Source organism: Ectopseudomonas oleovorans (assembly GCF_003052605.1).
Taxonomy (GTDB): Bacteria; Pseudomonadota; Gammaproteobacteria; order Pseudomonadales; family Pseudomonadaceae; genus Aquipseudomonas; species Aquipseudomonas oleovorans_A.
The window spans coordinates 40,747-63,609 of the sequence record NZ_QASO01000121.1 but is presented as its reverse complement, the minus strand read 5'-3'; the positions used below and the strand labels follow the sequence as shown (position 1 = coordinate 63,609).

Below are 22,863 nucleotides of genomic sequence, written 5' to 3'. Positions count from 1 at the left end.
CGAGTGTAGGCCTCGGACGTTGGCCCGGCAGCCGGCTGAATGCTTCCAGATATTACCGCCGGGGCCGCTTGACAGCCCGCACCAGCACCCACGCCCAGCGTCGAACGATTTCGGCAGTTGCACTACCGCCTATTGCCCTGGATGCAGGCGGCTTTCAGTGAAGCCAACCCGTCGGCGATCAAGGCGGCGCTGGCTAGCCTTGCGCCTTAGCGCGGAGCGATATGCGCCACCATCAGTTGCACGGTTTCATTGCCACGAAACTCGTTGAGGTCGAGCTTGTACGCCACTTCGACCCAGCGTAGCGTCGGGTTGGGCCAGACCTCGCGATCGATGTTGAAGGCGATGCCGTCGAGTTGCACGCTGCCGCACTCGGTCTTGAGCACCAGTTTCAGGTGACGCTCACCGACGATGCGCTGATTGACGATCTGGAACACGCCATGAAATAGCGGCTCGGGAAAGTGCTGGCCCCAGGGGCCGGCATTGCGCAGAGCGCGGGCCAGCTCCAGATGGAATTCGGTGGCGTCTAACTGGCCGTCTGAGAGCAAGCGACCGGTCAGGTCGTCCTCGCACAACTGGCGGCGTACCTCGGCATCGAAGGCGACGGCGAAGGCGCCGAAATTCTCCTGCGGCAGCGACATCCCGGCAGCCATGGCATGCCCGCCGAACTTGCTGATCAGCCCCGGATGACGCGCCGCCACGGCGTCCAGCGCATCGCGGATATGCAGCCCCGGCACCGAACGCGCCGAGCCCTTGAGCAGGCCGTCGCCGGCATCGGCGAAGGCGATGGCCGGGCGGTGATAGCGCTCCTTCAGGCGCGAAGCGAGAATGCCGATCACCCCCTGGTGCCAGTCCGGCTCGAACAGGCACAGGCCGAATGGCATGTCCGCCACTGGCAGATCCTTGAGCTGGGCCAGCGCCTCACGCTGCATGCCCTGCTCGATGGCCTTGCGATCCTGGTTGAGCTGGTCGAGCTGCACCGCCATGTCACGGGCCAGGGCTTCGTCGTCGCAGAGCAGGCATTCGATACCGAGGCTCATGTCGTCCAGGCGCCCGGCCGCATTCAGCCGTGGGCCGAGGATGAAACCGAGATCGGTGGAGGTGATACGCCGATGATCGCGCCCGGCTACTTCGAGAATCGCCCGCAGGCCCGGCCTTGCCCGCCCGGCACGGATACGCGCCAACCCCTGATGCACCAGGATGCGGTTGTTGGCATCCAGCGGTACCACATCGGCGACGCTGCCCAGCGCTACCAGGTCGAGCAGCTCGCCTAGATTCGGCTCCTGCCGACTGGCAAACCAGCCGATCTCGCGCAGCCGCGCGCGCAGCGCCAACAGCACATAGAACATCACGCCGACACCAGCCATGGCCTTGCTCGGAAACTCGCAACCCGGCTGATTGGGGTTGACGATGGCATCGGCCGCCGGCAGCTCCGGCCCAGGCAGGTGGTGGTCGGTGACCAGCACCGTCAGCCCGGCCGCCTTGGCGGCAGCCACGCCGTCGACGCTGGAGATGCCGTTGTCGACGGTCAGCAACAGATCGGGTTGGCGCTCCAGCGCCACGGCAACGATCTCCGGAGTCAGGCCATAGCCGTACTCGAAGCGGTTCGGCACCAGATAATCCACATGCGCCGCGCCAAGCAGACGCAGGCCAAGCACGCCGACCGAGCTGGCGGTGGCGCCGTCGGCGTCGAAGTCGCCGACGATCAGGATACGCTGACGCTGTTCAAGCGCCTGCACCAACAGCTCCACCGCCGCATCGATGCCCTTGAGCTGCTGGTACGGGATCAACCGTGCAAGGCCCTTGTCCAGCTCCTCGGCAGACTGCACGCCGCGGGCGGCGTAGAGACGGGTCAGCAAAGGCGGCAGATTGCCCAGGTCAGGCAGTTGTGCGGGTAAGGGACGGGCTTCGATACGCATCTTGGGTCTTTTTCTTGTAGGGCGGGTGCAACCCGCCACAGTGATCCGGCGGGTTGCACCCGCCCTATGATTTCAACGCTGACCAGCGAGCCACTCAATGGGGATTTCGTGCTGACCACGCTCGTCGGTGACGAACAACTCACCATCGCTGATCATCACGCTCCAATTCAGCGAACGTGGCATGTCCAGCGCCAGGTCGGCCAATGCTTCCTGGCCCAGGGCGACCACGTTGATATTCTTCAGGCTGCGTACGGGATCGAGGCACTTGGTTTGCCACACGCGCAGGTTACCGTAGGCCACCAGGCTGAATTTTTCGGTACGCCGCGAGCACCAGGTAATGCGCTCGCTATCCGGCTGCCCCACTTCGATCCAGTGCAGCACGCGATCATCCAGGCTCTTTTCCCACAGCGCCGGCTCGTCGACATCCGACAGACCGCGGCCGAACGCCAGTTGCTCGTGATAGAACAGCGCATAGGCGATCAACCGCGCGGCCAGGCGCTCTTCGGTTTCGGACGGGTGACGCGCGACGGTGAAACGCAGGTTTTCATAGACGCTGCGATCCATGTCGGTGAGGTTCAGTTCGATCTTGTACGTGGTCGATGGCAGGGCCATGGCGGGCTTCTTGGCTGGTCGGGAAAGTCGCCAAGTCTACCGCGAAACCTCTTCCGCCGCCCGACCGGACACAAGCGCATCGTCAGCCACTTGAGCCGCCCTGATGCCCGGCACGACAGGATGCTCTATCTGCAAGAGCTCAGGCCATAACCCGCCCCACCCTCACACCACCTGCCCCGTCGCGCGCATCGCTACTTCGGCACAGGCCAACCAGGCAATCACACCAGTTACTCACCGAGCCGGCTGCAGTCCATTCAACGATATTGTCGGCGACTCAGCGCGGCATATAACACGCCACAAAACGCACCCGCCAGGTGGTACTCAAAGGAGACATCGGCACGCGGCAACAGACCGAAAAACCAGCCGCCATAAAGGCAAAAAACCAGCACAGCCAGCAACAGGTCGAGCAGGCTGCGTTCGAACCAGGCTCGCGCCAACAGCAATCCCCAGAAGCCAAAAAGCCAGCCACTGGCTCCAACGTGCAGACCAGTGCGTCCGAACAACCAGACCAACACACCGCTACCGACAATGATGAAGGCGCTGGACAAATAGAAGTCTCTACGCGAACGCAACAACACCAGGCTACCGAGCACCAGTAGTCCACTGAGGTTACTCAGCAAATGCGCCCAACTGCCGTGCAGCCAGGGCGCGAGGAGAATGCCAGGCAGCGCCTCGATATGCCGGGGCACCAGCCCCCAGACGTTCAAGGCGCCACCGAGCGAAGCATTGACCAGTTGCACCAGCAGCAGCGCGCCACTGATCAACAGCAGCGGACGCAACTCGACCAGCCAGCCTCGCCTCACGATGCTACGCCGCCTGCCGTCATGCAAAGGATCGAGATGGATACCTCCCATGTAACGCCACAACTACGCCAGCCAATATCGGTATTCGTTTGCATAACCCTTATTCGCGACAGGAGGCTATTGCCCTCTCCGGCAATTCTTGCGTGCCCTGCGCAAGCGCTGCAAGCACCGTTCGATACCGGCAGCGCAGACATGCAGTGGCGATGGTCAACTGGCGCCTTGCCAATATCTCGACTACGAGGGCTTATTAAAGGTAACTGCAGCATCTCCATGACTGCCAGCTTGCCACTGTGACGACATCAGGTGCCGACCAACAGTCGCCACCAGCAGGGACTGACGCTCACCTGACCAAGAGGATCGGCCGCATGATTGACGAACTCCCCCCGGCCGTACGCCAACTGCTGCATGCCAATCAACGCCAGGCCGCCATCGACCTGCTCAGCGAAAACCTGGCAAACGACCAGAAGGAAGCCGAACGCCGCATCGATCAGTACCTGGAGGACGATCCACCCGTACACATGCGCGGCCCAGCCGTTGTGCGCGCCAGTCGCCTCAACGCCCTGGTCTGGCTGATACTGATCGTCCTGATGGCGCTCCTGGCGCTGATCTTCGCGCTCTGAGCCAGCCACAAACGAAACCCGAGCCACTTGCAGACCGCGTGAAAACGTAGCGAGCGCAGGTCAGGCAAGGCAAAAAACGGCGAAAAAGCGCGGTTTACGAGTTGTAAATGAGCACTTTGAGCCGTTTTTTAACGCAGCATGGCCGAGCGCAGTAGTTTTCACACAGTTTGATCTGGGCGTCGGCTTCACCAACGCAGCGAACTTCCCTGAGTGTAACGTCGCATGCTGCAAAATCGCTCACCGACTCCAGCCAGCCTGAACGAACTCATACCGGAGTGCTGAGCGACCGTCGGAGCTATGGCAGAGCAAGCCTTTTTTGCAAACCCTGGCCCGTTTCATGCTTTAAGAATACCGTCCTGTTGACCGCAGAAAGTGGTAACACCCTGCCCTGCACTTTATTATTGTCGACAAGGAAGTACCGATGCGCAATGTCTGGTTCCTGCTACTGCCCCACACTCATCTGCTCGATCTTGCAGGCCCGCTGCAAACCATATCAACCTGTTTTGAACTGGACATGGCGCCGTTATGCGTCCGCTGCATCGGGCCGATAACGCAGATCGAGTGCTTCCAGAACATCAGTGTGACCGGGCTGGAGCCACTGCCAGAAAGCCTCGAAGCTGGCGACCTGTTGTTCGTCATTGGCCACAAATTACCCCAAATCCCTGCCGAGCAAAGCATCCTGCAGCAAGTCGCGCACTGGCTGCAACGAATCGCCAGCCACACGCCTGACCTGGCGATCTGTTCAATCTGCACAGGCGCCTTTCTGCTCGGCCAAGCCGGCCTGCTCGACGGTCGCCGCTGCACGACCCACCACCGTTACGCGGAACAGCTACAGCAGCACTTTCCCCTCGCGGAGGTGCTGAGCAACCATCTGTTCGTGCAAGACGGCAACCTCTACACCTCCGCCGGGGTTTCCACCGGTATCGATCTGGCACTGCACGTGATCAGCCAACGGCTCGGCCGCAGCGAGGCCGGGCGCGTGGCCCAGGAACTGGTGATCTACCGCCGCCGCGCCGGCAATGATCCACAGTTGAGCATGCGCGACCTGACCCGCAACCACATCCACCCACTGATTCATGAGGTACAGAGCTATCTTGAGCAACAGTTTGCCAGCTCGCTTGCCATGGAGGACGTCGCCCGCCGCTTCAACCTGAGCTACCGCCACCTGGCACGGCTGTTTCGCCAGAACACCGGCATAACCCTTCAGGCATACCTGCGCAAATTACGAGTGGAACATGCCAAGCAGTTGCTGGAGCAACAGCGCATCCCTATCGAGTCCCTCGCCGAACGTTGCGGTTTCAGCAGCAGCCAAGCCTTTCGCCTGGCCTGGAGCAAGGAAATGCCTCTGCCTCCCCTGCAGTATCGAAAATCAGCCGCAACCCTCTGAAACACAATCGGGGGGCTACCGCCCCACGCTGCTGGCGTACCGGTGCGCTCGCTGCGCGATGCAGCAGAAAGCCTAGATCGAGGCAGTTTTTTGAACCCCTCGTGAACGGATCATCATGCCTCTAAAAACAGGAGAACATCGGCAGATCACTTTGCAGATGTAGCAGCACCTGGGACAACGGGGCCAGATCGACCAGATAGAGCAACACGACGGTCAGCGGTAGCAGCCAGCACCACAGCCCCCGTGGCAGCCGCCAGCCTTCACCCGCAAGAACCAGCAATGCCAGCCCCTGCAAGAGCAAGATCACCCCGCCGATGCTCAGCGACACCAACGCCCCCTGGCTCAAGAGGCCAGCCCCCGGTACAGCACACTCAACGAAGAGTGGCGCCGACCATGCTCGACTTCGGCGAAGGCCCGAGCCAGATCGCAACGCAGGTCATCAAGACGTTCAAGCCCTACGGACAGTCTCACCAGGCCATCGGGAATTCCAGCGCTTTGACGCTCCTCCCAGGTCAAGCGGCAATGCGTGGTGGTAGCCGGATGAGTGACCATGCTCCGTGTATCGCCGATATTGGTACAACGCGCTACCAGTTGCAGCGCATCGATCCACTGCCAGGCAGCCGCTTGCCCTCCACTCATGCGAAAGCTGAGCAGGCCGCCATGGCCGCGCTGTTGACGACAGGCCAACGCATGTTGCGGATGCTCGGTCAGGCCGCTGTAGTAAACCGCCTCCACCAGAGCTTGCTCACGCAGCCACTGCGCCAACTCCAAGGCGCTGCTGGCCACACGCTGCATGCGTACCTCGAGGGTTTCCAGGCTCTTGAGCAGCAGCCAGGCATTGAAAGGACTACACGAGATGCCCAGGGTACGCAGTACTCCACGCAACTCACTGATCAGGGCGGCGCTGCCGGTAACCACCCCTGCCAGCGCCCGCCCCTGACCGTCGATGTATTTGCCGGCAGAATGCACCACCATATCCGCCCCCAGGCAGTGCGGGCTCTGAAAAACCGGGGTGAGCATCGTGTTGTCCACCGCCAGCAAGGCCCCCTTGGCATGGGCGATGCGGCTGATTTCGCCGATGTCAGCGATCTTCAGCACCGGATTGGACGGCGACTCCAGCAGCACCAGACGCGTCCTGCTATCGATATTGCGCTGCCAGGCATCCAGATCGGTCAGCTCAACCAGGCGCACCTCGACACCAAACCGGCCCATGTAGTTGCGCAAAGCACTCAAGGTTGTACCGAACACATCACGGCTGCAGACAATGTTCTCGCCCTGGCTCAACAGCGCCTGGCAAAGACCGGCTATCGCCCCCATACCGGAGGCGAAGGCTGCCGCATCTTCGGCCCCTTCGAGCGATGCGATACGCCGCTCGAAGGCACGCACAGTGGGATTGGTAAAACGGCTGTAGACATTGCCTGGCTGCTGGCCAGTGAACTTTTCCCAAGCATCACGAGCCGAAGCGAAGGTATAAGCGGACGTCATCGCCAAAGGCTCACAGAAGGTATCGGAAAAGTCCTCTCCCCGGCCGACATGCAGAGCCGCACTGGCATCGAAATCGCGAGAGTGTGGCGTATCGTGATCCATGAATTCCTCATCCTCTGCTGATGATGTGAAGTGATCAAACGCTTCAACTCCTGACCAGCTCTCGAGCAGCCGCACTCCGCCCCCAGGGCAGCAAAGTCAGCGACAGCCCAGCGGCCAGCAGGGTCACCAGAGTGAGCACCAGTGCCGTCATCTGATAGCTCTGGTGGCGGTCGTAGTCCATGGCACCGAGCTGGGTCACGGCCATGGCGCCCAATTGATGCACCAGGAAAAGCGCACCGAATACCTTGCCCTTGATCGCACTCCCATAGAGGTCGAAGCAAAAGGCCGAGGTCAGTACCACGGTACCCAGATAACTGGCGCCGAAGATGATCGCGAACAGGTACACCGAAAGCGTGCTCGGCTGCACCAGCAACAGCGCCACAGCAGCACAACGCAGTAGATAGAACGCCGCCAGCAAGGCTCCCTTGTTGAAACGTGTCGCCAACCAACCGGCCAACAGACCACTGATCAGCTCCAATACACCGAGCAGGCTCAAGCTGCTGGCCTGTATCGATGGCACCACTTCCTGCCCCTGCCAGTAAGGCACCAAATGCACGTCGATGAACGCCATGGTCGCACCGCAACTGGCAAAGCTCAGCGCCAACACGAAGAACCGCGGGTCACCCAGGAGAAATCTCAGCGAGACCTTGCCCTCCACACCGGATGCTGGCGCAGCCAATGGTACGCGGCGGGCCACCCAGAACAGCGCTGCACTCAGCGGCAGCAGGAAGATCAGGCCGATCACACTGAACAGGCTCTGCCAGGACACCCATTGCTCCAACCAGATCCATAGTGGCGACAGCACGATGAAACCGATGGCGGTACCGTTGGTAACCACGGCAAAAGCAAAGGCCTTGGACTTCTCACCGACCATGCGATCCACCAGGATACCCATAGGCACGTAGGTCATCGCCGCCAAGGCAAAGGCTCCAAGCAAACCGTAGAGCAGGATGAACAGGGTAAGACTGTGATCGAACAGACTGACTCCCAGTAATGCCAGGCCACCACAGAAACTGCCGGCAACCACCGTCCACAACGGCCCGACCCTATCGCTCAACCCTCCCACCAGAGGCGAAGCGAGGCCAATGGTCAGGACAAACAATGTCCCCCCCAGAGCCAAACCGGAACGGCCACCCCCGAAATGCGCCGCCAGATCGACAAAGTACACCTGGTAAAGGCCCTTGATGGCACTGGACAGAAACATCACCAGAAAACCAACGGCGAGCACACCCGCCACCAAGGCAGAGCTATGTTGTCTGGACATGGTTTTTCCTCGCAATGAGATATGCCAGCGAGCTGGCATCAGGCGGGTACGACGACACGAGCCTTGCAGTAATGGCGGTACATGTCTTCGTACATGCCGTAGAACATCCGGCAGGTGAGATCCACGGCCTGCAGTGCTTCATGCTGCATCTGCTCGGAAGTACAGATTTCGCTGACCAGCCCCAAGCCCTGATTGACGTGACCAACGTCCTCTTTCTGGTGGACCGAGAAAAACAGCAAGTCCTCCTCGGTCAGCCCATAGGCCCTGCCCAGCAGCTCATGGCGGGCATCGCCGGCAACGGTTTCCAGATTCTGTCCCTCGCTGGCGATCATCACCGCTGCCGCTCCGATGTGATAACGCGCCGGATCGCGCACGGCCTCGAGACGATAATCGATCAGCCGCTGGGTGGCCGGGAGCGGAGTTTCCGCATCGCGCTGCGCATCACTGACGCCGAGGGCGCGAATGAAGTTCTGCATCAGAGTGACGTGGTTGTCGGTACGAGACAGGCGACCGGTTTCCTCTTCATAGCAGTTGATCAGCAGCGCACGCTTGTAGGTGGGCGACGGACAGTAGAAAAACAAGTGTTCGACATAGGTCAGGAAATACTTGGTCAGTTGATAACCCTGCGTGGCGACCTTGCGCAACAGGTCAAGATTCTTCGTCTGAGGGTCGAGCAACTCGAGAAAGATTGGGTGAGAAATGGTCAAGTGCTGGTGCAAGGTGTCTTGCAGAGCGCGCTTGAACTGCTCCTGGGGCATGGTCATGGTTTATCTCCTTGTCAAATGACTACGGGGTCAGTCCAGAGCGAGGCGTGCGGCTAGGTCTGAGACCCGCTGAGTCATGTAGTGACCGCGGTGGCTGGTCTCGCCGACACGCGCGTAATCCTCCAGCACACCGAACGAAACGAAGCCCATACGGCCCCACAGCTTGTGTGCGCGAGTGTTTTCCCGGACGTCCAGGGTCAACCGTTCGATGCCTAGCTGCCGAGCACGCAGGACGATTTCGTGAAAGAGCTGCGGTATCAAGCCATGACCGCGCATGTGCGGATGCACCACACCCTTGGTTAACTCAGCGAGGTGCCGGCAGTTTGGCATGGCGCTACGCGTCATCATCACAAAGCACGCCGGGCCATCCACGCTCTCGCCCAGCAGCGCATGGCCGCAGCCTCGATCAATGGCTGCCTGCAAGCCAACACAGAATTCACGGGCCTGCCCGGCGCTCATCGCCTGCGTAAAACCCAGGACTCCATCGTCTTCGACGGTGCAGTCGATCAGACTGACAATGGCAGCAGCTGCCTGCGGATCGATGCGCTCGAGCCACCGCAGAGAGACATGCCGAACGTCATTCGTGACCTTGATGCTGCCTTCCCAGTGCCCCATCGCTGTCTCCATCAAAAGCGTCTACGGCGCTTATTAGAGGGCAGCCCTCCCATAGAAAACAGACAGATTTCGGACAGGAAACGTGGAAAAAATGACCTGAATGATTGTCGGGAAAGAATCACCAGGCCAACACATAGCGCTCACCTAACCCACAAATGCACACAATAAAAAACCCGCCGTATCAGGGCGGGTTCATGCGTGCAACACCAATCGCCATCAGAGCGGCTTGCCGCGATTGCCGTGAGCCGCGACGAACTGCTGCACGGCTTTCAGATCATTGGTCAGCACGGTGCAACGCTCTTCGCGCTGGAACAGATCGGTCAGGTGCGCCGGCAACGCCGGAACGGCATCGATACCTGCCTTCTCCACCGCCTCAGGGAACTTGACCGGATGCGCGGTGCCCAGCACCACCATCGGTGTCGCCAGGCTACGGCGACACTCACGCGCGGCGCGCACACCGATGGCGGTGTGCGGATCGAGCAGCTCGCCACACTCCCTGTACACCTCAGTGATGGTCTCGCAGGTCTGCTCGTCATTCACCGCCAGCGAATCGAACAGCTTGCGCGCCTCGCTCCAGCGATCTTCCTCGACACTGAAGCCACCACCTTGTTTGAAAGTATCCATCAAGCCGACGATAGCCGCACCATTACGCCCATGCAGGTCGAACAGCAGACGCTCGAAGTTGGACGAGACCATGATGTCCATCGACGGCGACAGCGTCGCGTGCAGGGTTTCCTTGACGTACTGATTGCCGCTCATGAAGCGGTGCAGGATGTCGTTGCGGTTGGTGGCGACGATCAGCTGGCTGACCGGCAGGCCCATGTTGCGCGCCAGGTAGCCGGCGAAGATGTCGCCGAAGTTGCCGGTCGGCACCGAGAAGGCGATGGAACGCGCCGGCGCGCCGAGCTGCAGCGCAGCGTGGAAGTAGTAGACGATCTGGGCCATGATCCGCGCCCAGTTGATCGAGTTGACCGCCACCAGACGCGTGCCCTTGAGGAAGCCCTGGTCGGCGAAGCTGGCCTTGACCATCTCCTGGCAGTCGTCGAAGTTGCCTTCGATGGCGATGTTATGGATGTTGTCGCCGAGGATGGTGGTCATCTGCCGGCGCTGCACTTCGGACACGCGGTTGTGCGGGTGCATGATGAAGATGTCGACGTTGTCGCAGGCCTTGCAGCCTTCGATGGCGGCCGAGCCGGTATCGCCACTGGTGGCGCCCATGATCACCACGCGCTCGCCGCGCTTGGCCAGTACGTGGTCGAGCAGGCGGCCGAGCAGTTGCAGGGCAAAGTCCTTGAACGCCAGGGTCGGGCCGTGGAACAGCTCCAGCACCCACTCATTGCCATTGAGCTGCCGCAGCGGCGCCACGGCGTTGTGCTCGAACACACCGTAGGTCTCTTCGAGAATCTTTTTGAAGTCGGCATCAGCGATGGAGCCGGCAACGAACGGGCGCATCACCCGGAAGGCCAGCTCGTGGTACGGCAGGCCGGCCCAGGAAGCGATCTCCTCGACGGTGAAGCGCGGCAGATTCTCCGGCACGTAGAGGCCGCCATCACTGGCTAGGCCAGCCAGCAGCACGTCTTCGAAATTCAGGGCCGGCGCCTGGCCGCGGGTACTGATATAGCGCATGGGATAAACCTTCGTTCTGCAGCACCCGCAGACCAGAGGCCTGCGGGTGGACACGGGATTAGTTGAGCTGTTCGACGCGCAGACGCACGACCGGCGAGGTCACGCCATCCAGCGCTTCCATGGCGGCGATGGCCTCGATGATACGCGCCTCGACCACACGGTGGGTGACCAGGATCATCGGTACCAGGCCGTCCTGCTCCTCGGCTTCCTTCTGCATGATCGACTCGATATTGATGCCGCGCTCGGAGAGGATGCTCGCCACCTGGGCCAGCACGCCAGGATGATCCTTGGCCTGGATGCGCAGGTAGTAGGCGCTCTCGCACTCGGCAATCGGCAGGATCGGGTGATCGGAGAGCGAATCCGGCTGGAAGGCCAGGTGCGGCACGCGGTTGGTCGGATCGGTAGTAAGTGCACGCACCACATCTACCAGATCAGCCACCACTGCCGAAGCGGTCGGCTCCATGCCGGCGCCCGCGCCGTAGTACAGGGTGCTGCCGACGGCATCGCCATTGACCATCACCGCGTTCATCACGCCGTTGACGTTGGCGATCAGGCGATCGGCCGGAATCAGCGTCGGGTGCACGCGCAGCTCGATGCCTGCATCGGTGCGGCGAGCGACACCCAGGTGCTTGATGCGATAGCCCAACGCCTCGGCATAGTTCACGTCGGCTGTGGTCAGCTTGGTAATGCCTTCGGTGTAGGCCTTGTCGAACTGCAACGGGATGCCGAAAGCGATGGATGCGAGAATGGTCAGCTTGTGCGCGGCATCGATGCCTTCGACGTCGAAAGTCGGATCAGCTTCGGCATAACCCAGCGCCTGCGCTTCCTTGAGCACGTCCTCGAAGGCACGACCCTTCTCGCGCATCTCGGTGAGAATGAAGTTGCCGGTGCCGTTGATGATGCCGGCCAGCCAGTTGATGCGGTTGGCCGCAAGCCCCTCGCGGATCGCCTTGATCACCGGAATACCGCCAGCCACAGCCGCTTCGAAAGCGACGATCACGCCCTTCTCGCGCGCCTTGGCGAAGATCTCGTTGCCGTGTACGGCGATCAACGCCTTGTTGGCGGTGACCACATGCTTGCCGTTGTCGATGGCCTTGAGCACCAGCTCCTTGGCCAGGGTGTAACCGCCGATCAGCTCGATGACGATATCGATCTCGGGGTTGTTGACCAGCTCGAACACGTCGCTGGTCATGGCAATGCCGGTGGTGTCGTACTGCGGCTTGGGCGAGCGAATGGCGATCTGGGCAATCTCGATGCCGCGACCGGCGCGCCGAGTAATCTCCTCGGCATTGCGCTTGAGTACATTCAACGTACCGCCACCGACGGTGCCCAACCCACAGATGCCCACTTTGACCGGCTTCACACTCAATTCCCCATCAGCACTGCACGAAACGGCCGGAGCATGCTCCGGCCGCAGATAAAGAGCCGCACCTTACGAAGCGGCTGTTTGTTAGTCAATCCACCGCTCACAGAACCTGATCACGAGCTCGCGAGCTAGAGCTATGCAAGGCGCAACGACCAGCGGGAGTAACAGCCGAAGGCTGGCCGAAGGGCGAGCGCCAGCGAGTCAAACAGGCAAGGAAGCGCAGTTTACGAGGTGTAAATGAGCATTACTCGCTTCGCTCACCCTTTCGGGCCGCACTGAGGTGCGTTAGCCGCAAGCGGCTTTCCGGGCCTGTTTTTAACGCAGCAGAGCCGACGCACAGCAGCTCGTGGACAGGTTCTTAGTTCGACTCCAGCGCAATTTTGGCCAACTGCGGCGCCGGCTGATAGCCCGGAATCATCTTGCCGTTGGCCAGGACGATGGCCGGCGTGCCATTGACCCCGATCATCTGGCCGAGCTGGTACTGCTTGGCCACCGGGTTGTCACAGGAGGCATCGGCTACGCTCTGGCGGGTCTTGGCGCGGTTCATCGCCTCCTGCTGATCCTTGGCGCACCAGACATTGACCAGCTCCTTGGCCGCCGGGCTGTTCAGGCCCTGGCGCGGGAAGGCGACATAACGCACTTCGACGCCCAGACGGTTGAGCTCGGGCACTTCACTGTGCAGCTTCTGGCAGTAGCCGCAGTCGGTATCGGTGAACACGGTGATATGGGTCTTCGGCGCCTTCGGCGCGAACACCACCATTTCCTTGGCCGGAATGGCATTGATCTGCTTGGCCACCGCGCGGCTTTCTTCGAGCTCGGTCAGGTTGACGGCCTTACCGTCCTTGACCTGAAACAGATAACCCTGGATCAGGAACTGACCATCGGCACTGGTATAGAGCTGACGGCCGCCCTCCAGCTGCACCTGATAGATACCCGGCAACGGGCTTTCGGCAATCGCCTCGATCGGCAAATTGGCGTCGAGCGACTTGAGCGACTGGCGAATGGCCTGATCAGGATCGGCAGCCAGGGCGGCGCTACTGCCCAGCACAAGTGCCAGAGCCAGGGAAATACGGGTCAGGGACATGAATACTCCTGTCGAACGACGGACCGTTGAAGATCGCAACAGCCTACCACAGATGCAACACCGGACAGCCGACCAGCTAGCAGATGGCGCAGCCAACGGCCCCCCATTCCGCCAGCGCATCAGCCACGCGGGTGGTGTTGCGCATGCAGCTCCTGCAAACGGGCACGTGCGATATGGGTGTAGATCTGCGTGGTGGACAGGTCACTGTGCCCCAGCAGCATTTGCACCACACGCAGGTCGGCACCGTGATTGAGCAAATGCGTGGCGAAGGCGTGGCGCAGCGTGTGCGGTGACAACGCCTTGCTGATACCCGCAACCTGCGCCTGGTGCTTGATGCGGTGCCAAAAGGTCTGCCGGGTCATCTGCTCGCCACGCAAGCTGGGAAACAGCACATCGCTGGGTTTACCGCCCAGCAACAGCGGGCGTGCTTCGCGCATGTAGCGCTCGATCCAGGCGATGGCCTCTTCACCCAGTGGCACCAAGCGCTCCTTGCTGCCCTTACCGAATACCCGCAGTACGCCCTGGCGCAGATTGACCTGCTCCAGCGTCAGACCGACCAGTTCGCTGACACGCAAACCGCAGGCGTAGAGCACCTCGAGCATGGCGCGATCACGCAGACCGATGGGGTCATCCAGATCCGGCGCCTGCAGCAGCGCTTCGACATCCGCTTCAGACAATGACTTGGGCAGCGGCCGGCCGATCTGCGGCAACTCGATCTGCAGCGTCGGGTCTTCACTGATCAGCGTTTCACGCAGCAAAAAACGGTAGAAGCCGCGCACACCGGAGAGAAAGCGCGCCGTGGAGCGCGCCTGATAGCCCTGCTCGAGGCGCCAGGCCAGGTGATCGAGAATGGCGTCGCGACCGATATGCTGCAGCGCCAGGCCACGCCCATCGAGCCAGCCATTGAAGTGCTCAAGATCACTGCGATAGGCGGCCTGAGTATGGGCGGAAAGCCCTTTTTCCAACCATAACGCTTCGAGAAAGCGCTCGATCAGAGGGTGAGTCAGCGCAGGCATTGATTGACCTTCAATTACAGGGTAGGCAAGTGTTCCACAGCCAACACCCGACGCACCAGCAGACCGGCCTGACGATCAGCGGCCCTCGCCCAAGGCCGGCAAATGGCTAGCTAGAGAATCCCGGCAATACCGGCACCGGCTTCTGCTGATCATCGACGGCGACGAAGCTGAAGCTGCCGCTGATCGCCCGCTCGCGCCCTTCCTGATACAGCCCCTCGACGAATACTTCGACTTCCACCTTGAGGCTGGTATTGCCGACCTTGATTACCCGCCCAACCAACTCGACGATGGAGCCCGCCGGTATCGCGTGTTTGAAATCGATACGATCACTGGAAACGGTGACCAACGGCAGGCGACAGAACCGCGTGGCGGCGATGAACGACACCTCGTCCATCCAGGCCAGCGCGGTGCCGCCGAAGAGGGTGTTGTGATGATTGGTGGTCGGTGGAAACACCGCCTTGGTCACACGGGTTTCCGACAGCGCGATGCGTCGCTGGATCTCTTGCTCTCTCGGGGTCATCTCACTGCCACTCATGATTACTGCAAGCCAGAAACGACAAAAGCAGCCTTTAGGCTGCTTTTGTCAGAGAAGCGTCCGAACTTAGGACAGCTTTTCCTTGATGCGTGCGGCTTTGCCGGACAGATCGCGGAGGTAGTACAGCTTGGCTTTGCGCACGTCACCGCGACGCTTGACTGCCAGGCTGTCAACCAGCGGGCTGTAGGTCTGGAAGGTACGCTCAACGCCAACACCGCTGGAGATCTTGCGCACGGTGAAAGCGCTGTTCAGGCCGCGGTTACGCTTGGCGATAACGACGCCTTCGAAGGCCTGCAGACGCTGACGGTCGCCTTCCTTTACTTTCACTTGTACGACTACGGTGTCGCCCGGTGCGAAAGTCGGGATTTCTTTGTTCATCTGCTCAGCTTCGAGCATCTGGATAATCTTGTTGGTCATGCTGCGCTCCTAAGACAAGCCTCCCGGCCCATCATCGATACGTTAACTATCGTCCCGCTGGCGGATGTATTCCTCCAGCAGCTTCTTCTCTTCTCCAGAAAGCGAGCGGCTATCCAGAAGATCAGCGCGACGTTCCCAGGTCCGACCAAGGGACTGCTGCAAACGCCAGCGCCGGATGTGTTCGTGGTTGCCACTAAGCAACACCTCGGGAACACGTTTATCCGCATACACCTCCGGGCGGGTGTAGTGCGGGCAGTCGAGCAGGCCATCCGTAAAGGAGTCCTCCTCGGCCGAATCGGCATGACCCAATGCACCAGGCAAAAGGCGCGTCACCGCGTCGATCAGCACCATGGCCGGCAGCTCACCGCCAGACAGGACGTAATCACCAATCGACCATTCCTCATCGACATGCGCCTCAATGAAACGCTCGTCGATGCCTTCATAACGACCGGCGATCAGGATCAGTGCATCCTCCTGCGCCAGCTCGCGGACCGCCGCCTGATTCAGGCTACGGCCCTGCGGCGATAGGTAGATGACCTTCGCCGTCTCTCCCGCGGCTTGCTTGGCACTGGCCAAGGCATCCTCGAGAGGCTTGATTTTCATCACCATTCCCGGACCACCGCCGAAAGGGCGGTCATCCACCGTATGGTGACGATCAGTCGTGTAGTCTCGCGGGTTCCAGCAATTGAGCTTGAGCAGCTCCTGCTTGACCGCTCGACTGGTGATGCCGTACTCGCCGATGGCGGCAAACATTTCCGGGAACAGGGTGATGACTTCTACGCGCATGAGCCTTAGAAATCCGCATCCCAGTCGACCCGCATCTCGCCAGCTGCCAGGTCAATCGAAAGCACGCACTGCCCCGTGTAGGGCAACAGACGCTCGCGATCATCCAGACTGCCCGCGCAGGGCTTGACCACCATCACATCGTTGGCACCGGTCTCGAACAAGTGGTCGACCACACCGAGCAGTTGCTCTGCCTGATCAATGACCTTCAAGCCCTGTAACTGGTACCAGTAGAACTCACCATCTTCCAGTTCTGGCAGCTCGCTACGCGGCACGCAGATCTCGAAACCGGCGTAGGTACGCGCAATTTCGCGATCATCCAGACCTTTCAATTTGGCTACCAGCACCTTGCCCTGAAGGCGGCCGCTGGCCAGTTCCACTTTCTTTACCTCACCGTCACGCTTGAGCGTCCAGTTGCGGTAATCGAGCACGTTATCGATGGGATCGGTAAAGGAGTACACCTTCACTTCACCCTTGACGCCGTGCACCGAAACAATCTTGCCGAGAACGATCAAATCCTCGGCGACGGCCGGCGTCGTACTCATAAAGATGCTTAGGCAGCAGCCTTGGCAGCTTCCTTGAGCAGCTGAGCAACACGCTCAGACGGCTGAGCGCCCTGGCCCAGCCAGTAGGTCGCACGCTCTTGGTCGACGGAAAGACGCACTTCGCCACCAGCAGCGATCGGGTTGAAGAAACCGATACGCTCAACGAAACGACCATCGCGCGCATTGCGGCTGTTGGTCACGGTCAGGTGGTAGAAGGGGCGCTTTTTGGAGCCGCCACGAGCAAGACGGATGGTTACCATGTGAACATCGTTCCTATAGTCGGTGCTAACTTGAGGCACACATTAAAAATGGGCCTAGGCCCGAAAGGCCGCATATTTTAAGGATTATGCGGCGGTTTGCAAATCTCTTTTTCCGGACGGCCATCGGCCGGGGTACAGGCCTCAGAATTTCGGCATTCCGCCGGCACCTGGAAGCATGCCACCCATGCCGCGCATCATCTTGGCCATACCGCCCTTGGCGGTGAATTTCTTCATCATCTTCTGCATCTGCTTGTGCTGCTTGATCAAGCGACCGATGTCCTGCACCTGGGTACCGGAGCCCATAGCGATGCGGCGCTTGCGCGAGCCGCTGATGATGTCGGGGTCGCGGCGCTCGGCCGGCGTCATCGAGTTGATGATCGCCTCCATCTGCTTGAACTGCTTCTCGGCTGCGCCCTGGGCGCTGCCCATCTGCGACAGGTTGACGCCACCGATGGACGGCAGCTTGTCCATCAGGCCGCCGAGGCCGCCCATGTTCTTCATCTGCTGCAGTTGGTCACGGAAGTCTTCGAGATCGAAGCCCTTGCCCTTCTTCAGCTTCTTGGAGAGTTTCTCGGCTTTCTCGCGATCAAGGGTCTGCTCGGCCTGTTCGATCAGGCTGAGCACATCACCCATGCCAAGGATGCGCGAGGCGATACGATCCGGATGGAAGGGCTCGAGTGCGTCGCTCTTCTCGCCCATACCGATGAACTTGATCGGCTTGCCGGTGATATGACGCACGGACAAGGCGGCACCACCACGGGCATCACCGTCGACCTTGGTAAGCACCACACCGGTCAGCGGCAGCGCCTCGCCAAAGGCCTTGGCCGTGTTGGCGGCGTCCTGGCCGGTCATGGCATCGACCACGAACAGCGTTTCGACCGGTTTGACCGCCGCATGCAGCGCCTGGATCTCGGCCATCATTTCGCTATCCACGGCCAGGCGACCGGCGGTATCGAGGATGATCACGTCGATGAACTTCAGCTTGGCTTCGCGGATCGCTGCGTTGGCGATATCCACCGGCTTCTGGCTGGCATCGGAGGGGAAGAAAGTCACCCCAAGGTCGCCCGCCAGGGTTTCCAACTGCTTGATTGCCGCCGGGCGGTAGACGTCGGCCGACACCAGCAGCACAGACTTCTTCTTGCGCTCTTTGAGGAACTTGGCCAGTTTGCCGGCGGTGGTGGTCTTACCCGCCCCCTGCAGGCCGGCCATCAGCACCACGGCAGGCGGGGCTGCGTTGAGTGCCAGATCCTCGTTGGCCGCGCCCATCAGCTCTTCCAGCTCGGCGCGGACGATCTTCACGAAAGCCTGTCCCGGCGTCAGGCTCTTGGAGACTTCGGTACCAACGGCGCGATCCTTGACCTTGCCGACGAAGTCCTTGACCACCGGCAGAGCCACGTCGGCCTCGAGCAGGGCCATGCGCACTTCGCGCAGCGTATCCTTGATGTTGTCTTCGGTCAGCTTGGCCTTGCCCGTGACATTACGCAGCGTCTGGGACAGGCGATCGGTAAGATTTTCGAACATGCGCGTTCCTTTGATAGGTGCGACCCGGCGCGCCGGGTGTGCGACAGGCGGCGGATTATAGCGAAGTCGCCGAGCTGCCGACACCGCCGGCGGTCTTTCGTGCTGACGCCCTTCTGTGCCACACTCAGCGCCTTTCGGGCTCGCCTTACACGGATTTATGCACCCTCTGTTGCCCAGTCTCGCCGCCGCCCTCCTCTACGCCGGCGCCGCCGCTTACCAAGGCCTGCGCCTGACGCAGCGCAGCACCCCCGACAAACGCCTGCTGGCGTCGCTAGGCGTGCTCGCCTTGTGCCTGCACGGCATCAGCCTGTTCTTCCAGTTGTATGACGTACACGGCCTCAACCTGGACTTTTTCAATGCGGCCAGCCTGATTGCCTGCGCGGTCATCGGCCTGATTCTGCTGGCCTGCCTGCGCATACCGGTGGAAAACCTGCTGCTACTTCTGTTCCCGCTCGGCACGCTGACCGTGCTGGCAGCGCAGTTCATGCCCAGCGGCACCATCAATCCGATCAACGAGCACCCTGGAATCCTCGCCCACATCCTGTTCTCGATCCTGGCCTACGGCATGCTCACCATCGCCGTGTTCCAGTCGATCCTGTTGCTGCTGCAGGACCATCAGCTCAAGCACAAGCACCCGTCCGGGCTGATTCGCAACTTTCCACCGCTGCAGACCATGGAGAGCCTGCTGTTCGGCTTCCTCTTCGCCGGCTGGCTACTCTTGTCGTTGTCGCTGCTGTCTGGTGCGCTGTACATCGATGACCTGTTCGCTCAGCACCTGGCGCACAAGACCTTCCTGTCCTGCTTCGCCTGGGTGGTGTTCGCCGTGCTGCTGTGGGGCCGTCATCAGCTCGGCTGGCGCGGGCACAAGGCCATTCGCTGGACCCTTGCCGGGTTCTGCCTGCTGATGCTGGCCTATTTCGGCAGCAAGCTGGTACGCGAGTTCATCCTGCACATCTGAGGCAGACCTCGTGGACGACCTACATTCGAGCTATCTGCTCGGCCTGCTGATTTTCCTCATTCTCTGTTCGGCGTTCTTTTCCAGCTCCGAGACCGGCATGCTCAGCCTTAACCGCTACCGGCTCAAGCACCTGGCCAAGGAAGGGCACAGTGGCGCCAAGCGCGTCACTCGCCTGCTGGATCGCCCGGATCGCCTGCTCGGCACCATCCTGGTCGGCAACAACGTGGTCAACATTCTCGCCGCTTCCATCGCCACGGTGCTGGCTGTGGACATGTGGGGGGAGGCCGGCATCGCCATTGCCACGGCAGGCCTGACCATCATCGTGCTGATCTTCGGTGAAATCACGCCCAAGACCCTGGCTGCGCTGCGCCCGGAACTGGTGGCCTTCCCCGCCAGTCGCGTGCTCAGCCTGCTGCTGCGCGTACTCTACCCGGTGGTGTGGCTGACCAGCGTGATCAGCAACGGTCTGCTGCGCCTGCTCGGCGTCGATCCGTCGCAGCGCGCCAGCGACAGTCTTTCCACCGAGGAGCTGCGCAGCGTGGTGCGTGAGTCCGGCTCGGAACTGCCGACGAACCGCCAGAGCATGCTGCTGAGCATCCTCGACCTCGAACGGGTGACGGTGGACGACATCATGATCCCGCGCAACGAGGTGGCCGGCATCGACCTGGACGACGACCTGGAGAGCATCGTCGACCAGCTGCGCGCCACCCCGCACACGCGCCTGCCGGTGTTTCGTGGCGACATCAATCAGATCGAAGGCGTGGTGCACATGCGCCAGATCGCCCGCCTGCTGAGCCACAACCAGTTGACCAAGGAGTCGTTGCTGGCAGCCTGCCACGAGCCTTATTTCATCCCGGAAAACACGCCCCTGGCGACCCAGCTGATCAACTTCCAGAAGCACAAGCGGCGCATCGGCATTGTCGTTGACGAATATGGCGACGTGATCGGCATCGTCACTCTGGAAGATATTCTCGAAGAGATCGTCGGCGACTTCAGCAACCAGGACAGCCTGCGCAGCCCCGATATCCACCCGCAGGAAGACGGCACCCTGATCATCGACGGCGCCGCCTACATTCGCGAAGTGAACAAGACCCTCGGCTGGCATCTGCCCAGCGACGGCCCCAAGACCCTCAACGGCCTGATCACCGAAGCCCTGGAGAGCATCCCGGACAGCAGCGTCTGCCTGAAGATCGGCCCCTATCGCCTGGAGATTCTCCAGGCAGCGGAAAACCGGGTGAAGAGCGTGCGCGTCTGGCAGGTGAAAAAGGTCAAACCGGACGCTGCAACGACGGAGTGAGACGCTCGGCCAGGCCATCGGCCCAGCGTCGGTAGCCCATTGCCGATGGGTGATAGCCATCCTCGGCCAGGTAATGCGCTTCGAACGGCAGGTCCAGCCGGCAATGCAATGCGCCAAGGCGTTGCGCCAGGCCCTGCAACTCAGCATCCAGCAAGCGGGCCCGCCAGCCCATCAACTGCCGCAGCAACCAGGGCAAGGCGCTGAAGTGCTGCAACGGCGGTACGCCGCTGAATGCCACGTGACAGCCCTGCTCGCCCAGCGCAGCGGCCATCCCGGCCAGTGACTGCAGCCAACGCTTGCTCGGTGTCAGGTGGGTGGTGTCATTGACGCCGAACACCAGCAGCGCCAGGTCCGCGGGCTCCATCAATGCCTGCGGTAACAGGCGTTCATGGGCCTCAGGCGCGGTGATGCCATTTTCGCCACAGGCGCGCCAGCGCACCGGTCGCCCCAGGCGCTCAGCCAGGGCGGCGGCCAGGCAACTTGCCAGCGATTGATCGAAGTGGGTGACCCCAACGCCTGCCACGGTCGACTCACCGATCAGCAGCAGGCGTAACGGCTCACCCGGTAAATGCGCGGCAGCGGTGCCGCTTGGCTCGCCCTGCGCAACCGGCAGACGCAATGCCGTGCGCCGGGTATGCAGGGCCAGAGGCAGCGCCAATGGCAGCAGTGGCACAGTCGCCAGCCACCACAGCGCATGCCGACTCACAACTGGACGAGAACCGCTTGCGCGCTGCGCAGCGCCTTGGCGCGAGCAGCCTCGATGGACTCGTCACGCGCCAGCGCCACGCCCATGCGGCGCTGGCCTTTGACTTCGGGTTTGCCGAACAGGCGCAGCGCCGTGTCTTGCTCGCTCAGCGCGGCGCCGAGGTTGGCGAAGCTGGCCTGCTGTGAATCGCCCTCCACCAGAATCACCGCCGACGCCGACGGGCCCATCTGGCGGATTGCCGGAATTGGCAGACCGAGAATGGCGCGGGCATGCAGGGCGAACTCGGACAATTCCTGGGAAATCAGCGTCACCAGACCGGTGTCGTGCGGGCGCGGCGAAACTTCGCTGAACCATACCTGGTCGCCCTTGACGAACAGCTCGACGCCGAACAGGCCACGACCACCGAGCGCCTCGGTCACCGCCAGCGCCACGCGCTCGGACTCGGCCAGTGCCTTCGGGCTCATCGGCTGCGGCTGCCAGGACTCCTGGTAGTCGCCGTTCTCCTGACGATGACCAATCGGGGCGCAGAAACTGGTGCCGCCGACATGACGCACGGTGAGCAGGGTGATTTCGTAGTCGAAGTCGATGAAACCCTCGACGATCACCCGCCCCTTGCCGGCACGGCCGCCTTCCTGGGCGTAGTCCCAGGCGCGCTGCAGGTCGGCGTCGCTCTTGAGCACGCTCTGGCCCTTGCCGGAGGAGCTCATGATCGGCTTGACCACGCAGGGGTAGCCGACGGATTTCACCGCCGCGGTGTAGTCCTCGAAGGTGTCGGAGAAATGGTACGGCGAGGTGGGCAGGCCCAGTTCCTCGGCCGCCAGACGACGAATGCCTTCGCGGTTCATGGTCAGCTGCGCGGCACGCGCGGTCGGCACCACGTTGAAGCCTTCGGCCTCCAGCTCGACCAGAGTGGCAGTGGCGATGGCTTCAATTTCCGGGACGATGTAGTGCGGCTGCTCTTTCTCGATCACTGCACGCAACGCTGCGCCATCGAGCATGTCGATGACGTGGCTACGATGTGCCACCTGCATGGCCGGCGCATTGGCGTAACGGTCGACACCGATGACTTCGCAGCCCAGGCGCTGCAACTCGATCACCACTTCCTTGCCGAGCTCGCCGCAGCCACACAGCAGCACACGGGTCGCGGAGGACGACAGAGGGGTTCCAATACGGGGCATGAG

Annotated in this window: 24 protein-coding genes; 4 read left to right on the top strand and 20 right to left on the bottom strand. The window is 61.4% G+C overall.

The window, feature by feature from the left end; translation table 11 throughout:
• Window positions 1-206: 206 nt before the first annotated feature.
• The 3 genes from recJ to DBO86_RS20945 all read right to left on the bottom strand — a co-directional run bounded on the left by recJ (window position 207) and on the right by DBO86_RS20945 (window position 3,331).
• Entirely contained in the window at window positions 207-1,916 is a 1,710-nt protein-coding gene (gene recJ, locus DBO86_RS20955; RefSeq protein ID WP_108234725.1) for a single-stranded-DNA-specific exonuclease RecJ, read from the bottom strand.
• Between the two features lie 72 nt (window positions 1,917-1,988).
• Window positions 1,989-2,528, bottom strand: a complete 540-nt coding sequence (locus tag DBO86_RS20950) for a YaeQ family protein (protein ID WP_074858014.1) — start codon at window positions 2,526-2,528, stop codon at window positions 1,989-1,991.
• Window positions 2,529-2,782: 254 nt separating this feature from the next.
• Entirely contained in the window at window positions 2,783-3,331 is a 549-nt protein-coding gene (locus DBO86_RS20945) for a rhomboid family intramembrane serine protease (RefSeq protein WP_039964876.1), read from the bottom strand.
• Window positions 3,332-3,696: 365 nt separating this feature from the next.
• On the opposite strand from DBO86_RS20945, the gene DBO86_RS20940 reads away from it, so the two are divergent.
• Complete coding sequence (locus tag DBO86_RS20940; protein ID WP_244185586.1) at window positions 3,697-3,951, top strand: hypothetical protein; 255 nt, start codon at window positions 3,697-3,699, stop codon at window positions 3,949-3,951.
• A gap of 421 nt (window positions 3,952-4,372) precedes the next feature.
• Complete coding sequence (locus DBO86_RS20930) at window positions 4,373-5,338, top strand: GlxA family transcriptional regulator (RefSeq protein ID WP_096825767.1); 966 nt, start codon at window positions 4,373-4,375, stop codon at window positions 5,336-5,338.
• Between the two features lie 121 nt (window positions 5,339-5,459).
• Here DBO86_RS20930 and DBO86_RS20925 read toward each other — a convergent pair whose 3' ends face one another.
• From DBO86_RS20925 to ffh, 15 genes are all read right to left on the bottom strand, one after another.
• Window positions 5,460-5,666, bottom strand: a complete 207-nt coding sequence (locus DBO86_RS20925; RefSeq protein WP_125873882.1) for a hypothetical protein — start codon at window positions 5,664-5,666, stop codon at window positions 5,460-5,462.
• A gap of 14 nt (window positions 5,667-5,680) precedes the next feature.
• The gene (locus tag DBO86_RS20920; RefSeq protein WP_108234724.1) at window positions 5,681-6,925 is read right to left on the bottom strand and encodes an aminotransferase class I/II-fold pyridoxal phosphate-dependent enzyme; all 1,245 of its coding nucleotides are present in this window, start codon (window positions 6,923-6,925) and stop codon (window positions 5,681-5,683) included.
• A gap of 43 nt (window positions 6,926-6,968) precedes the next feature.
• Entirely contained in the window at window positions 6,969-8,189 is a 1,221-nt protein-coding gene (locus DBO86_RS20915; RefSeq protein ID WP_096825764.1) for an MFS transporter, read from the bottom strand.
• Window positions 8,190-8,227: 38 nt separating this feature from the next.
• Window positions 8,228-8,953 (bottom strand): iron-containing redox enzyme family protein, encoded by a 726-nt coding sequence (locus tag DBO86_RS20910; RefSeq protein WP_096825763.1) that lies wholly within the window; start codon window positions 8,951-8,953, stop codon window positions 8,228-8,230.
• 30 nt (window positions 8,954-8,983) lie between these two features.
• The gene (locus tag DBO86_RS20905; protein WP_096825762.1) at window positions 8,984-9,568 is read right to left on the bottom strand and encodes a GNAT family N-acetyltransferase; all 585 of its coding nucleotides are present in this window, start codon (window positions 9,566-9,568) and stop codon (window positions 8,984-8,986) included.
• Window positions 9,569-9,784: 216 nt separating this feature from the next.
• Window positions 9,785-11,194, bottom strand: coding sequence for a threonine synthase (thrC, locus tag DBO86_RS20900; RefSeq protein WP_108234723.1), 1,410 nt, complete (start codon window positions 11,192-11,194; stop codon window positions 9,785-9,787).
• A 58-nt stretch (window positions 11,195-11,252) separates the two neighbouring features.
• Complete coding sequence (locus tag DBO86_RS20895; RefSeq protein WP_108234722.1) at window positions 11,253-12,557, bottom strand: homoserine dehydrogenase; 1,305 nt, start codon at window positions 12,555-12,557, stop codon at window positions 11,253-11,255.
• Window positions 12,558-12,918: 361 nt separating this feature from the next.
• Window positions 12,919-13,644, bottom strand: coding sequence for a bifunctional protein-disulfide isomerase/oxidoreductase DsbC (dsbC, locus tag DBO86_RS20890; RefSeq protein ID WP_003462695.1), 726 nt, complete (start codon window positions 13,642-13,644; stop codon window positions 12,919-12,921).
• A 119-nt stretch (window positions 13,645-13,763) separates the two neighbouring features.
• Window positions 13,764-14,660 carry a site-specific tyrosine recombinase XerD gene (gene xerD / locus DBO86_RS20885; protein WP_108234721.1) on the bottom strand — a complete coding sequence of 299 codons (897 nt, stop codon included), beginning with the start codon at window positions 14,658-14,660 and terminating at the stop codon, window positions 13,764-13,766.
• Window positions 14,661-14,766: 106 nt separating this feature from the next.
• The gene (locus DBO86_RS20880; protein ID WP_092377099.1) at window positions 14,767-15,180 is read right to left on the bottom strand and encodes an acyl-CoA thioesterase; all 414 of its coding nucleotides are present in this window, start codon (window positions 15,178-15,180) and stop codon (window positions 14,767-14,769) included.
• 81 nt (window positions 15,181-15,261) lie between these two features.
• Window positions 15,262-15,612 carry a 50S ribosomal protein L19 gene (rplS, locus tag DBO86_RS20875; protein ID WP_045734872.1) on the bottom strand — a complete coding sequence of 117 codons (351 nt, stop codon included), beginning with the start codon at window positions 15,610-15,612 and terminating at the stop codon, window positions 15,262-15,264.
• Window positions 15,613-15,654: 42 nt separating this feature from the next.
• Window positions 15,655-16,398, bottom strand: coding sequence for a tRNA (guanosine(37)-N1)-methyltransferase TrmD (gene trmD / locus DBO86_RS20870; RefSeq protein ID WP_092377102.1), 744 nt, complete (start codon window positions 16,396-16,398; stop codon window positions 15,655-15,657).
• A gap of 5 nt (window positions 16,399-16,403) precedes the next feature.
• On the bottom strand, window positions 16,404-16,940 hold the full coding sequence (gene rimM / locus DBO86_RS20865) for a ribosome maturation factor RimM (protein WP_003462707.1): 537 nt from the start codon (window positions 16,938-16,940) through the stop codon (window positions 16,404-16,406).
• An 8-nt stretch (window positions 16,941-16,948) separates the two neighbouring features.
• Window positions 16,949-17,200, bottom strand: coding sequence for a 30S ribosomal protein S16 (gene rpsP, locus DBO86_RS20860; RefSeq protein ID WP_003246162.1), 252 nt, complete (start codon window positions 17,198-17,200; stop codon window positions 16,949-16,951).
• A gap of 141 nt (window positions 17,201-17,341) precedes the next feature.
• Entirely contained in the window at window positions 17,342-18,721 is a 1,380-nt protein-coding gene (gene ffh, locus DBO86_RS20855) for a signal recognition particle protein (protein ID WP_108234720.1), read from the bottom strand.
• A gap of 157 nt (window positions 18,722-18,878) precedes the next feature.
• Between ffh and DBO86_RS20850 the strand changes: the two genes are divergently transcribed.
• On the top strand, window positions 18,879-19,679 hold the full coding sequence (locus DBO86_RS20850; RefSeq protein WP_108234719.1) for a cytochrome C assembly family protein: 801 nt from the start codon (window positions 18,879-18,881) through the stop codon (window positions 19,677-19,679).
• 10 nt (window positions 19,680-19,689) lie between these two features.
• A complete protein-coding gene (locus DBO86_RS20845; RefSeq protein ID WP_108234718.1) occupies window positions 19,690-20,976 on the top strand; it encodes an HlyC/CorC family transporter in 1,287 nt (428 codons plus the stop codon).
• On the opposite strand, the gene DBO86_RS20840 is transcribed toward DBO86_RS20845, so the two are convergent.
• The gene (locus tag DBO86_RS20840; protein ID WP_108234717.1) at window positions 20,948-21,682 is read right to left on the bottom strand and encodes an SGNH/GDSL hydrolase family protein; all 735 of its coding nucleotides are present in this window, start codon (window positions 21,680-21,682) and stop codon (window positions 20,948-20,950) included. The genes DBO86_RS20845 and DBO86_RS20840 overlap by 29 nt on opposite strands.
• Window positions 21,679-22,860, bottom strand: coding sequence for a formate-dependent phosphoribosylglycinamide formyltransferase (purT, locus tag DBO86_RS20835; protein ID WP_108234716.1), 1,182 nt, complete (start codon window positions 22,858-22,860; stop codon window positions 21,679-21,681). The genes DBO86_RS20840 and purT overlap by 4 nt, the downstream gene beginning before the upstream one ends.
• Between the last annotated feature and the right edge of the window lie 3 nt (window positions 22,861-22,863).